Annotated in this window: 12 protein-coding genes and 1 pseudogene; 4 read left to right on the top strand and 9 right to left on the bottom strand. The window is 62.7% G+C overall.

Annotated features, from left to right (window positions below; all coding sequences use genetic code 11):
- Together BM300_RS31490 and BM300_RS26385 are read left to right on the top strand one after the other, a co-directional pair.
- A pseudogene (locus BM300_RS31490) lies at window positions 1–113 on the top strand (heme utilization protein); the annotation flags it as partial.
- Window positions 114–391: 278 nt separating this feature from the next.
- The gene (locus BM300_RS26385) at window positions 392–1,012 is read left to right on the top strand and encodes a flavin reductase family protein (protein WP_063324578.1); all 621 of its coding nucleotides are present in this window, start codon (window positions 392–394) and stop codon (window positions 1,010–1,012) included.
- Between the two features lie 164 nt (window positions 1,013–1,176).
- Here the strand turns inward: BM300_RS26385 and BM300_RS26390 are convergent, their stop codons facing one another.
- Window positions 1,177–1,410 (bottom strand): hypothetical protein, encoded by a 234-nt coding sequence (locus BM300_RS26390; RefSeq protein WP_063325233.1) that lies wholly within the window; start codon window positions 1,408–1,410, stop codon window positions 1,177–1,179.
- A 43-nt stretch (window positions 1,411–1,453) separates the two neighbouring features.
- Window positions 1,454–1,807, bottom strand: a complete 354-nt coding sequence (locus BM300_RS26395; RefSeq protein WP_072345530.1) for a putative quinol monooxygenase — start codon at window positions 1,805–1,807, stop codon at window positions 1,454–1,456.
- 328 nt (window positions 1,808–2,135) lie between these two features.
- On the opposite strand from BM300_RS26395, the gene BM300_RS26400 reads away from it, so the two are divergent.
- Window positions 2,136–3,065, top strand: a complete 930-nt coding sequence (locus BM300_RS26400; protein ID WP_092145061.1) for an AraC family transcriptional regulator — start codon at window positions 2,136–2,138, stop codon at window positions 3,063–3,065.
- 25 nt (window positions 3,066–3,090) lie between these two features.
- Here the strand turns inward: BM300_RS26400 and BM300_RS26405 are convergent, their stop codons facing one another.
- From BM300_RS26405 to BM300_RS26430, 6 genes are all read right to left on the bottom strand, one after another.
- Entirely contained in the window at window positions 3,091–4,146 is a 1,056-nt protein-coding gene (locus tag BM300_RS26405) for an ABC transporter ATP-binding protein (RefSeq protein ID WP_092223443.1), read from the bottom strand.
- Between the two features lie 15 nt (window positions 4,147–4,161).
- The gene (locus BM300_RS26410) at window positions 4,162–5,010 is read right to left on the bottom strand and encodes an ABC transporter permease (protein WP_092345693.1); all 849 of its coding nucleotides are present in this window, start codon (window positions 5,008–5,010) and stop codon (window positions 4,162–4,164) included.
- Window positions 5,007–5,915: an ABC transporter permease gene (locus tag BM300_RS26415; protein WP_092145055.1), complete on the bottom strand. Its 909-nt coding sequence runs from the start codon at window positions 5,913–5,915 to the stop codon at window positions 5,007–5,009. The genes BM300_RS26410 and BM300_RS26415 overlap by 4 nt, the downstream gene beginning before the upstream one ends.
- A gap of 225 nt (window positions 5,916–6,140) precedes the next feature.
- Complete coding sequence (locus BM300_RS26420) at window positions 6,141–7,244, bottom strand: extracellular solute-binding protein (RefSeq protein WP_092145053.1); 1,104 nt, start codon at window positions 7,242–7,244, stop codon at window positions 6,141–6,143.
- A 215-nt stretch (window positions 7,245–7,459) separates the two neighbouring features.
- On the bottom strand, window positions 7,460–8,908 hold the full coding sequence (locus BM300_RS26425) for an aldehyde dehydrogenase family protein (RefSeq protein ID WP_092345695.1): 1,449 nt from the start codon (window positions 8,906–8,908) through the stop codon (window positions 7,460–7,462).
- Window positions 8,905–10,542: a 5-guanidino-2-oxopentanoate decarboxylase gene (locus tag BM300_RS26430; protein WP_092223439.1), complete on the bottom strand. Its 1,638-nt coding sequence runs from the start codon at window positions 10,540–10,542 to the stop codon at window positions 8,905–8,907. The genes BM300_RS26425 and BM300_RS26430 overlap by 4 nt, the downstream gene beginning before the upstream one ends.
- Before the next feature lie 160 nt (window positions 10,543–10,702).
- Between BM300_RS26430 and BM300_RS26435 the strand changes: the two genes are divergently transcribed.
- On the top strand, window positions 10,703–11,584 hold the full coding sequence (locus BM300_RS26435) for a LysR substrate-binding domain-containing protein (protein ID WP_092464419.1): 882 nt from the start codon (window positions 10,703–10,705) through the stop codon (window positions 11,582–11,584).
- 198 nt (window positions 11,585–11,782) lie between these two features.
- Here BM300_RS26435 and BM300_RS26440 read toward each other — a convergent pair whose 3' ends face one another.
- The gene (locus BM300_RS26440; protein WP_092146960.1) at window positions 11,783–12,802 is read right to left on the bottom strand and encodes an alpha/beta fold hydrolase; all 1,020 of its coding nucleotides are present in this window, start codon (window positions 12,800–12,802) and stop codon (window positions 11,783–11,785) included.
- Window positions 12,803–13,140 lie beyond the last annotated feature (338 nt).

Genomic DNA, 13,140 nt, shown 5'->3' on the forward strand with positions numbered 1-13,140 from the left:
GCTTCGACCGCACTAACGGCGCCACCGTTGCCGAAGATGGCTTCGACCGCACTAACGGCGCCACCGTTGCCGAAGATGGCTTCGACCGCACTAACACTGCTGCCATCAGCTAACCCGAGAACGACACCCTCACAGCCCGGCTTCGGCCGGGCTTAGTTATTCATGGGCTATGGAAAAAGGAAGACCGCCAGTGGTTTTGTTATCGCCACTCATCAAATTGTGGGAGCGGGCTTGCTCGCGAAGACAGTATGTCAGTCGACATCTATGTGTCTGAACCTGCGCATTCGCGAGCAGCCTGCTCCCACAGTGTCCCAGGGTGCTGACAAAAACAGCGCGGCCCTGCACTATCTTCCAATCCCTTTGAAAGCCCACCGCAGGACCTTCTTCAACCATGCCCGATGACATCCACTTCTACGAACCCGCCAACGGCCACGGCCTACCCCACGACCCATTCAACGCCATCGTTGGCCCGCGCCCCATTGGCTGGATTTCGTCCCAGGATGCCGAAGGCCGCCTGAACCTTGCGCCCTACAGTTTTTTCAACGCCTTCAACTACATTCCACCGATCATCGGGTTCTCCAGCGTTGGGCGCAAAGACAGCCTGAACAACATCGAACAGACCGGCGAGTTCGCCTGGAACCTGGCCACGCGCCCGCTGGCCGAGCAGATGAACCAGAGCTGCGCGATGGTCGCCCCAGAGGTCAATGAGTTCGAACTGGCGGGTTTGACGGCCGCCCCATCACGGGTAATCCAGGTTCCACGCGTCGCCGAAAGCCCGGTGTCCTTCGAATGCAAGGTCACGCAGATTATTCAACTGCAGCGAGCGGACAAAGGGCTCGTGCCAAGCTGGCTGATCCTCGGCGAAGTGGTCGCCGTGCATATCGCCAAGTGGTTGTTGAAAGACGGGGTGTACGACACCGCCGCCGCCGAGCCGATCTTGCGCGGTGGCGGGCCGGCGGATTATTTCCAGCTGGGGCCTGAGGCGTTGTTCAAGATGCATCGCCCGAAGTAAGCGACACGGCTCTCAAGAAGAAACAGCAACCTGTGGCGAGGGAGCTTGCTCCCGCTGGACGCGCAGCGTCCCCTTGCGGTGTGTCAGACAAACCGGGGGGCCGCTTCGCAGCCCAGCGGGAGCAAGCTCCCTCGCCACAAAAGCCCTACCGGGTGATCGTGCCGCTACCAGACCAACCCGCCCTCGTCGTCGACACCTTTGAGGTGGGTCAGCTGCAGGGCTGCCGCTTCATCGGCTTTGACCGCGGTCTCGAAGGTTTGCTCTTCAAGGATCTTGTTGAAACGCGGCGCACCGGAACCACCGATGGCCTTGGTGGCGATGGCGGCATGGTAGCCGCCGCCTTCTTTGGGGATTACAGCGGAAACAGCTTCAAAGGTTTCAAAGGCTTTACGTGCCATGTCTTGTGCATCCTGGCGTTGGAAAATGACGCTCATTAAACCTTCAACCAGCCAGTTTGTGTACCTGCGCCCGGCACCCTTCGGTCGCCTGGGCGGCGGACACGTCGCGGAACGTATGGAAATCCAGGCTGCTCACCACCAGGTCTTGCACCAGCTCGGCAAATATCGCCATGGCCGGGGAATTGAAGTAGGCATCCATGGCCGCCTGATTGACCCAAAGCCCGGACACCAGCCACAAATCGGCATCGCACTGCGAATGCTGCAAGGCAAAGTACAGGCAACCGGGGGCCTGGCGCGAAGGCGCGATCAGCGTACTCAGGCGTGCGCCCAGTTGCTTGGAGCAACCGACGCGGGCCCGGACAAAAGCCATGTGACTGACGGGGATCTGTGTAGACATGTTCAACCCTCCCAGGTCATCCGTTGTGCAGCCGGGGACAGGCCGCGACAGGATCAAAGGTTAAGCGCCGCCCTGCCAGTTTCGTTAGTCGATTCCTGCCGACCCATTGCACGATCCTGCGCGTCGGTATCATAAAATTTGCTATCGATCCGGTCGAAACCCGGGAAGTTGAAACAAAAGGTTTCAAGCAAGTTTCCACAGCATTGCAGCGTCATGGCCCTTTGCGCCGTGCAGGATCAGGCAAGCTTTCAACAGGATGTTGCTATCGCTGTGCCTTGCACAAACATAAGCTTTTGTTCATCGCTCCCTATCGCTTGAGGATCCCGGCATGTCGCCACTCGACCACGCCCACGTCCCACTGGACACGTATCTGGAACAACAGCGCGCCGAACTGGCATCGATCATCGACCGCAACACCAGCGAAGACGGAAGCTACGCCACGGCCATCGGCTCACTGAATCTGTCACGGCACAGCCAGCCGCATAAGTTCGCCCCGGTGTTGGCGCAACCGGCGCTGTGCATCATGGCCCAGGGCAGCAAACAGGTGCGCCTGGCGGATGAGTTGTTCAACTACGACCCACTCCATTACCTGGTGGTCTCGGTCTCGATGCCGTTGAGTGGTTGCGTTGCCGACGTTTCGCCCGAGCAACCCATCCTGGCCCTGCGCCTGGACATCGACCCGGCGGAAATCACCGCGTTGATCGCCGACGCCGGCCCCCTGGGCGTACCGACCCGCCCCGCCGGGCGCGGGCTGTATGTCGAACGCCTGGACACGCCAATGCTCGACGCCGTACTGCGCCTGGCACGGTTGCTCGATACGCCGAAAGACATTGCCATGCTCGCGCCCCTGGTGCGCCGGGAAATCCTCTATCGTCTGCTGCGCAGTCCCCAGGGTTATCGGCTGTACGAAATCGCTATCGCCAACAGTCAGAGCCATCGCATCAGCCAGGCGATCAAATGGCTCAACGGCCATTTCGAACAGCCGCTGCGCATCGATGACCTGGCCCGGGAAGTGAACCTCAGCGTCTCGACCCTGCATCACCGCTTCAAGGCCATGACCGCCATGAGCCCGCTGCAATACCAGAAGCAACTGCGCTTGCAGGAAGCCCGGCGCCTGATGCTCGCCGAAGGGCTGGAAGCTTCGGCGGCGGGCTATCGGGTGGGTTATGAAAGCCCTTCGCAGTTCAGCCGCGAGTACAGCCGATTGTTCGGCGCGCCGCCGTTGCGGGACTTGGCGCGGTTGCGGATGACGGTTTGATCTGGGTTTGCATTGCCTTTTGAAATCAGGCAGCGAGCACCCGACATGCCTGCGCCGGTATGGTCACCGACACCGCATGCCCGATGCCCAGGTCCATGCCCTGGCACGGCGTGCTCAGTGCCGTGAACGAGATTCCAGAACACTCCACCGTGGTCTCGATCGTCGCACCGATGTCGCGCACGAACGTGACCTTGCCCAGCAACCGGTTGCCCACCGTGGCCTGGGGCGCGGACAGTTGCAGGTCTTCGGGGCGCACCAGCAGCTTGATCTTTTCGCCAACCTTGAGGCTATCGCTGGCCGGCACCTCCAGCGCATCGCCACCCGGCAGCCCCACTCGCCCGTTGCCCAGGGTGGTCGCCGGAAAAATGTTGCCAGAGCCGATGAAGTCGGCGACGAACTCATTGGCCGGGTGCCGGTAGATCTCGATCGGCGTACCGACCTGTTGCACCCGATGTTCCCCCAGCACCACGACGATGTCGGCCATGGTCATGGCTTCGCGCTGATCATGGGTCACCAGGATCGTGGTGATGTTCAACCGCTGCTGCAGTTGGCGGATTTCCACTTGCATCGACTCGCGCAGCTTGGCGTCCAGGGCCGACAGCGGTTCGTCCAGCAAGAGGATCTTCGGCCGGGCAGCAATGGCCCGGGCAATCGCCACGCGCTGGCGTTGACCGCCGGACAGTTTGGCCACGGGCCGGTCGATCATCGCCTGGAGCTGGATCAGTTCCAGCAACTCCACCACCCGCGCTTGTTGCTCGGCCTTGCCCACGCCCCGCAGCTTCAGCGGATAGGCGATGTTCTCGCCGACGGTCATATGGGGAAACAGCGCCAGCGATTGAAACACCATGCCGAAGTTACGCAGGTGCGCCGGGGTATGGCCGATGTCTTCGCCATCCAGGCGGATTTCCCCGCCGCTGAGGCTCTCCAGGCCGGCGATCATGCGCAGCAAAGTGGTCTTGCCACAGCCTGAAGGCCCGAGAAAGCACACCAGTTTTCCTTCGGGCAAATGCAGGTTCACGTCCTTCACCGCACAGGCCGAGCCGTAATGTTTCTCGACGTTTTCCAGTATCAGTCCAGTCATGTCTTCACCTTGAAATCAAAAGGAAACGCCGCCCTCGCCCACCAGCTTCTCCAACGCCCAGATCAGCACGAAGTCGATCAGCACGATGAGCACGGCAAACGAGAAAACGGTGGGGTCCAGCGACGATACGGTGCGGCTGTACATCCAGATCGGCACGGTCATGACATCGATGGTGTAGAGGAAATAGGTCACGGTGAATTCGTTGAACGAGACAATGAACGCCAGCAGCATCCCGGCGAGAATTCCCGATTTCATCAATGGCACCACCACATCGACGATGGCCCGCTGTGGTGTGGCCCCGAGCATTCGCGCGGCTTCTTCGACTTCGCTGCCGATGCCAAGCATGGCGGCGGTGCAGTTCTTCACCACGAACGGCAAGGCGAGGATCACGTGGGCAATGACCAGCCGCGAGGTGGTCATCTGGAACGGCAGGCTGTCGAACACCAACAGCAGCGCCAACCCCAGCACCACCATGGGAAACACCAGTGGCAGCGACATCAGTTGCAGCGCCACAGCCTTGCCACGGAACTCGCAACGGGTCAGCGCGTAGGCCGCCGGCACGGCGATCAGCGTGGCGAAAATCATGGTCAGGCAGGCCACCAACAAACTGGTGCCCATGGCCTGGCCCAGGCTCAGCACATCGCTGGCATCCGGCGATACGAAGGTGTGCCAGGCCGCCCGGTACCATTGCAGGCTGTAGCTGCTCGGCGGAAAGTCCAGGTTCGCGGCGCCGCTGAAGGACATGACGATCATGGTCAGGATCGGCAGCACCGCCAGCAGCAGGATGAAACCCGACAGCAGCCCCACTGCGCGCCCGGTTTCACCGGGCAACAGCGACTGGCGTTTTTTGCTCAACGCGGTCATTGAGAAGCCTCCAGCATCCGCCGACGACGGCCGGTGAAATATTCGGACAGGGTCATGATCATCAACGTGGTGACAATCAGCACCACCCCAGCGGCGGACGCGGCGGGCCAGTTCATCAACGGGGCAATCTGATCGTGGACCATCACCGCCAGCATCGGCACCCGCCGGCCGCCCAACAGCAGCGGCACGACAAAGCTGCTGGCGTTGTAGGCAAACACCAGCGTCGCGCCGGTGATGATGCCCGGCAGGCTCATGGGCAGCACCACTTGGCGAAACACCTGGAAGCGGCTGGCGCCGAGGGTCGCGGCGGCCTCTTCATAGCTGCGGGCGACCCCACGCATGGCGCTGGCGATGGGCAACACGGCCAGGGGGAAGGCCGTCTGGACCAGGCCCATCAACACACCATTCTGGTTGTACAGCAGCATGACCGGTCGCTTGATCAAACCCAGGCCCATGAGCGCCTGATTGAGCATGCCGGCAGGGCCGAGGATCACCAGCCAGCCATAGCTTTGCAGCAGCAGGTTGACCAACAGTGGCAACAGCACCGCCGCCAGGAACACCCGCCGCAACAACGGCGAGGCCAGGCGCGACATGGTGTAGGCCACGGGGATCGCCAGCAGCACAGCAATCACCGCGCTGATCAATGCAAGGCGCAAGGTCAGCAGCAGGGACTTGAGGTAATAAGGCTCCAGCAACTGCTCGTAGCTGGCGAGGCTGAACCCACTCCACTCCGCGCCCTTGGTGCCGACGCTCATGCGCAGCACCAGCAGGCTGGCGGCGATCAGCACGCCGAGAAACAGCATGGATGGCGACAGGAACAGCCAGGCTCGGCCGGTGGGTGAAATCTCCCGGGGTGGACGCATGGATGCGACGCGCTGGGGATGGGTTAACGGTTGGGGTTCCATGGCAAGATCTCGTCAGAGGAACACGACAGGACAAACACAATTTCAAAACAACCCACTTCCCTGTGGAGCGAGCTTGTTCGCGAAGGCGGCGGCACCGTCAACATCTCCTTCAACTGACCTACCGCTATCGCGAGCAAGCTCGCTCCCACACTGGATCTCGGGTGGTCACAGAGGCCGCATACTCCTCAATTCCCTATGCTGGGCAGGCGGTGTGCAGCGCTTGTTTCAGGAAGAGAAGATTTCCGTGTACCGACGAATCCACTGGTCATGCACCGTCGCCAGGAAGGCGTTGTCATGCATGATCGCTTTGTCGGCGATTTGCTCCGGGGTGAGGATGTAGGGGCTCTTGCGCGCTTCGCTGGAGATGATGGCCTTGGCGTTGACCGGGCCGTTGAAGATGTCTTCGGCCATCTTGCCCTGCACCAGCGGGTCGAGGGAGTGGTCGATGAAGGCGTAGGCCAGGTCGGTGTCGCCCGGGCGGTTTTTTGGCATGACCGAGAGCATCAGGTCGGTGTAGAAACCTTCCTTCATGCCGAACGTCGCCCCCAGGCCGTAGGCCGGGTCGCGGATCTGCTTGGGGAAAAACGCCGGCGCATACAAGCCGCCCATGTCCAGGGAACCGGTGCGGAACAGCTCGGCGATCTGGTTCGGGTTTTCCCCCAGGGTCACCACCCGATCCTTGAGTTCGGCGAGTTTCTTGAAGCCGGGTTCGATGTTGTGTTCATCACCACCGGCCAGCTTGGCGGCGATGATGATCAGGTCCATGGCCTCGGTCCAGTTCGGCGGCGGCAGGAAAATGTTCGGCGCCAGCTCCGCGTCCCACAGCGCAGCGTAACTGTCCGGTGCCTGCTGCAAGGTACGGGTGCTGTAGACCAGGCTGTTGCACCACAGCAGGTAACCGATGCCATGGCCGCCAGCGCCGGTGCGGTATTGCGCCGGCACGTCAGCCAGGTTGGGAATGCGGTTGAGGTCAGGCTTTTCCAGCAGCCCGGCGACGGCCAGGCCCTCGGCGCCGACGCCTGCCAGGGTGATAATGTCGTACTGCGGCCGGTCGCCACCGGCCTTGAGCTTGGCCACCATCTCCGAGGTACTGCCGGTGCGGTCGGCGATGACCTTGGCCCCGGTCTTGGCCTCGAAGGTGGCGGCGATGTTGCGCAGCGCCGCCAGCCCGGTGTCATCGGACCAGGTCAGCAGGCGCAGGGTCTTGCCGACGAACCGCGTGTCACTGGCCCGCGCACTGATGAACGGCATGCTCATGGCCGCCGCTGCAACCGAAACCACACTTGCAGTCTTGATGAATTGACGTCTGTTCAGATCATGCTCGCCCATGAGGACTCCCTTTATTCTTTTAAGTATGAGGTGGGTGAAAACCGTTGTGCCCGCACCGTTCGGCGTCGACGAAAGCCCCGTATTGCCTGGGCTTTGCCGCCGCCTGCGGCCATCCTGAGGTTGTGCAAAATCCCTGACTATCGAAAAAAACTCATTGGAGCCATGTCCTTGGCGCATGCCTTTTTTCGAGGCATGCATGACCTGAAAACGTGCCGTCAGATCGCCCGGACCACATGCTTGATTTCCTGGAACGCGGCCAACCCCCAAGGTCCCAACTCGCGGCCCAGGCTGCTTTGCTTGTACCCTCCCCACGCCGCCTGGGGAAAAATCACCTGGGGCGCGTTGATCCACACCAGCCCAGCCTGCAACGCGTCGGCCACCTGCCCGGCGGCTTCGGCATCGCGGCTGACCACGCTGGCCACCAGACCGAAACGGCTGTCGTTGGCCAGGGCAATGGCCTGCGCCTGGCTGCTGAAACGGCGTACGCACACCACTGGCCCGAAGATCTCTTCGCACCACAGCGCACTGTCGAGGGGCACGTCAGTGAAGATTGTCGGCTGTAGAAAAAAGCCGCGCGGCAGGTGCGCCGGTCGCTGGCCGCCGCACACCAGGGTCGCTCCGGCGCTCAGGCCTCGGTCGATGTGCCCCAGCACCCGCTGGTATTGCGCCTGGTTGACCAGTGTCCCCATCTCCACGTCCGGATCGAACGGATCGGCTACGCGGATCGCTTCGGCACGGGCCTTGAGCCGGCGCAGGAATTCATCGGCCAGCTCATCGGCCACCAGCACGCGGCTGGTGGCCGAACACATCTGTCCGGCATTGAAGAAAGCGCCGCCACAGGCCAGCTCCACCGCCAGGTCCAGGTCGGCGTCCGCCAGTACCAGCAGGGACGATTTACCGCCCAGTTCCAGGCTCACGCCCTTCACCGTTTCTGCCGCCCGTTGCATCACTTGCACGCCCACCGCGTTGCTGCCGGTGAAGGAGATCTTCGCCACGCGCGGGTCCGCCGCCAGCGGCGCGCCAACTGCCAGGCCGGTGCCGCAGACCAGGTTGAACACCCCGTGGGGCAAGCCGGATTCGGCGATGATCGACGCCAGCGCAAGCTCCGGCAACGGTGTGACTTCCGAGGGCTTGAGCACCACGCAGCAGCCGGCAGCCAACGCCGGGGCGAGTTTCCAGGCCGTGGTAACCATCGGGAAATTCCATGGCACGATCAAGCCGACCACGCCGCACGGTTCGCGGCGCAGGCGTGCGCTGAAATCAGCACTGGGCAATGCCAACGGACTGTCTTGCCGAGCGTCCAGGCCTTCGGCCAACTCGGCGTAATACTCGAAGGTGGCGACCACATCGTCGACATCGATGGCCGCTTCGAACAACGGTTTGCCGTTGTTGCTCGATTGCAATTGCATCAACCGCTCGCGGCCTGCCTGCACGCCAGCGGCAATCCGGCGCAGGATCGCGCCACGCTCGGCGCCGGTGGTGATCGACCAGTGCGTGAAAGCCTGGGTCGCGGCGTTCAACGCCTGATCGACGGCGCGTTCACCACCGCCATGAACGGTGGTCAGCAGCGCTTCGGTCGCCGGGTTGATCACCCGCAGCGGTTGATCGCCGGCCAACCACTCACCGTTGATGTACAGCCCGTCTTGCGTCGTAGGGACATTCATTTCGACACCTGCGCCATCCAGGTTGCCTGGTCGATTTCGATCAGCGTCGGGCCCTGCCGGTCGCAAGCGGCGAGCAACGCGGCGTGCAGTTGCGCCACGCCGTCGATGGCTTGCGCAGCGCAGCCCAAAGCCCTAGCGACACCGATGAAATCCGGGGTGTAGATGTCCACGCCCACCGGTTCGATGGCGCGGTTGACCATGTATTTCTTGATCTCTTCGTAGCCCTGGTTATTCCACAGCAGCACGATCACCGGCGTGCGCGCCTCCACCGCGCTGGCCAATTCCGGCAGGGTGAACTGCAACCCGCCATCGCCGATCAAACACACCACTGCCGGGCGACCATGGCCCCGGTCCTTGCCACCAAGCCAGGCGCCAATGGCCGCCGGCAAGGCGTAGCCGAGGGTGCCGTAGCCGGTGGATGAATTGAACCAGCGGCGTGGCTGCTCCGGGTTGAAGGTCAGGTTGCCGGTGTACACCGGTTGGGTCGAATCGCCGACGAACACCGCCTCCGGCAGCGCTTGCAAGACGGTGTCGAGAAACAAGGTCTGGGCGCGGGTCGTGGCGTCCCAACTGCCTTGAAGCTCTGCGCGCAACCGGGCGGCACGCGTCGTGCCCCAATCGTCACGGCGCTCGGCCAAGGGGTGCTGGCTCAGCGCATCGAGCACGGCCCGGGTGGCGACGCGAGCGTCGGCCACCAGCGCCAGGTGCGGCGGGTAGTTGCGCACGGTCTGGTCCGGGTCGATGTCGATGCGCAGCAACGCACCGGGAATCTCGAAGCCGCCGGCGAAGGTGATGTCGTAGTCGGTCTCGGCCAGCTCGGTGCCGATGGCCAGCACCACATCCGCTTCGGCCACCAACGCGCGGGTGGCGACCAGGCTCTGCGTGGAGCCGATCAGCAACGGATGCCGGGACGGTAACAGGCCCTTGGCATTGATGGTCAACGCCACGGGTGCGCCGAGACGTTCGGCCAGTTCAGTCAATTCGGCCGCCGCGTCGATGGCACCGCCGCCGGCCAGGATCAACGGCCGTTGAGCCGATGCCAACTTTGCAGCCATTTGCGCCACGGCACTCGGCGCAGCACCGGCACGGTTGATGTTCACCGGCACACTGGCGAGCAAGGCATCGGCGTCTTCGACCAGCACGTCCAACGGAATTTCAATGTGCACCGGCCGCGGGCGCCCAGCCTGGAACACGGCGAACGCCCGGGCCAGCACACCGGGCAATTCAGCGGCGGACATCAGCGTGTGGGAAAACGCCGCGACACCGCCCACCAATGCAGCCTGGTTCGGCAGTTCATGCAACTTGCCGCGCCCGCCGCCCAACTGGTTGCGCGACTGCACGCTGGAGATCACCAGCATCGGGATCGAATCGGCGTAGGCCTGGCCCATGGCGGTGGTGATGTTGGTCATGCCGGGGCCGGTGATGATGAAACACACGCCGGGCTTGCCGCTGACCCGAGCGTAACCGTCGGCCATGAAGCCTGCGCCCTGTTCATGACGCGGGGTCACATGGCGGATGTTGGAACGGGCCAGCCCGCGGTACAACTCGACGGTGTGCACGCCAGGAATGCCGAACACCTGCTCCACGCCATACGCGTGGAGTAACTTGACCAATACTTCGCCGCACGTCGCCATTGCCATTGCCTTTTCTTGTCGTGTAAAGGGCCTCGCACGGCATGCGGCGGGACCCTTTTTCTGTCTTGGGAATGGCGTTATTGGAACGGTCCGACCATAGCGGCAACAATGGATAAAAAGTCATACTAGCCATGTCCTCACGTCATGGCTTGGATCCGAAATGAAACGACTTCCCCCGCTGCCGGCGCTGCACACATTTCTGATCACGGCCCAATGCTGCAATTTCACCCGGGCCGCCGAACAACTGCACATCACCCAAGGCGCGGTGAGCCGGCAGATCGCCGGGCTGGAAGATCATCTGGGTTATGCACTGTTCCAGCGCCAGGCACGCGGCCTGACCCTGACTGCCGAAGGCCTGGCGTGGCTACCCCGGGTGCAGCAGGTGTTCAGCCTGATCGGCGAAGCGGTTGAGCAGGTCGGCGAAAAACGCCAGACCCTGCAACTCAAGGCCCCGACCTGCGTGATGCGCTGGCTGCTGCCGCGCCTGTTGCAATGGCAGAAAGAACGGCCGGACGTGCCGGTGGAACTGACCACCACGGTCAGGCACGGCGTGGATTTCCAGCGCGAAGCCTTCGACGCCGCGGTGGTCTATGGCCCAGCACCCGACGCCTCGCTGGCGTGCGTACATCTGTTCGATGAACAACTGACGCCCGTCTGCTCCCGTCCGATCCTGGAAGGGCCGGTGCCGCTGCATGAACCCGCCGACCTGCAACAACACGTGCTGCTGCACCCCACCCGTGACGAGCGCGACTGGAACGCCTGGCTGAAGGCAGCCGATGTGCACTTGAGCAATGTCAGCAAGGGCCAGCATTTCGAAACCCTGGACCTGGCGATGTCCATGGCTTCCCAAGGCACGGGCGTGGCAATTGGCGACTGGTCGCTGATCGGCGATGACTTGAGCGCCGGCCGACTGGTGATGCCGTTTGAACTGAAGGTCAAGACCGGGCTGGGTTATCACTTGGTGCATCCGCACAAACCCGAAGTGTCAGGGCCGTTGCAGGCCTTGATGGGGTGGTTGGTGGAGCAGGCCAAGGCGCGGTAAGCGTCAGCCACCCAGATCATTCAAGGATGAACAGGACCGTGGCGAGGGAGCTTGCTCCCGCTGGGTTGCGCAGCAACCCCTGGGGTCTGCCTGGGGCACTGCGGCGGCAGGTAGATGATGGGGCTGCTGCGCAGCCCAGCGGGAGCAAGCTCCCTCGCCACATGATCACACCAGGCTCAAGAGATCAGTACGGGCTTGTCAGAGCAGATTAGGCGCCTGCACCGGCTCGATCTGCGCCCAATGCGATGTGTCTTCGCGATGCTGCTGCAGATACGGCAACACGGCACCCAGCAACGGCGCCTTGAATGCCTCCTGGAAACGATGGGCCAGGCCCGGGATCAGCTTCAACTGGCTGCCCTGGATGTGCGCCGCCAAGTGCACGCCGTGCATCACCGGCAGCAACGGGTCGGCGGTGCCGTGGATAACCAGGGTCGGCACGCGCAGTTGATCGAGCAGCGTCACCCGGCTTGGCTCGGCCATGATCGCCATGATCTGACGCTTTACTCCCTCGGGGTTGAAGGCCCGGTCATAGGCCACTGCGGCCTGATGCAGCAGCGCCTCGCGGTCGTCGACCACCATCGGGCTGCCGAGGGCGGCCAGCAGATCGGCCTGCTGTTCCAGGGCCATTTCGCGATTCGGCGCACCGCGCCGGGACAACAGTTGCACCAGCCTTTCGCTGGGCGCCGGCAGGCCTGCGGCGCTGGAACTGGTCATGATCAGGGTCAGGCTTTCAACCCGCTCGGGGGCCATGGCCGCCATGTGCTGGGCGATCATCCCGCCCATGCTTACCCCCAGTACGTGGAAGCTTTGCACGTGCAAGGCGTCCATCAGCCCCAGTCCGTCGTCAGCCATGTCGGTCAAGGTATAGGGCGCGGCCACGGGCAAGCCGAGTTTGTAGCGCAGGGCTTCAAAGGTCAGGTTGGCGCTGCCGGGCGCTTGGCGCCAGGTGGACAGGCCGACGTCGCGGTTGTCGTAGCGAATCACCCGGAAACCTTGCTCGCACAGGGCGACCACCACTTCGTCCGGCCAATGGATCAACTGCCCACCCAGGCCCATCACCAGCAACAGCGCCGGATCCGAGGCACGGCCAACGCTCTGGTAGGCCAGGCTCACCTGAGCCAGATCGACCCGTTGGGTCGCAACATTGATGTCACACCGAGAAGCCGCCATCGACGGCAGGCCGAAAAACAACGCGGCCAGGAAAATGAATACACGCATGAAGAAACACCGAAACGCAGAACCCCAGTAGAGCGCGAGTCTGATGAAGTTTGTTCAAGCGCGCTGCCACAATTGCGTGACAGTTTGATGAAGATTGCCGAGTGGTGATGGTTGCCCGGTCAAGGGGAGCAATAAAACCGAATGCTACCCCTTGTGGCGAGGGGATTTATCCCCGCTGGGCTGCGAAGCAGCCCCAGAAAAAGCTGGACGCAATCCACCTGATACAACAGGGCGCCTGGCTTCAGGGCTGCTTCGCAGCCCAACGGGGATAAATCCCCTCGCCACAGGTTAACCATGTCCCCGGACCGAACAGTGCATGTCACAGGGGGTGCAAATCT

Origin of the sequence: Pseudomonas sp. NFACC46-3, from assembly GCF_900114515.1 — a bacterium.
Taxonomy (GTDB): Bacteria; Pseudomonadota; Gammaproteobacteria; order Pseudomonadales; family Pseudomonadaceae; genus Aquipseudomonas; species Aquipseudomonas fluorescens_Q.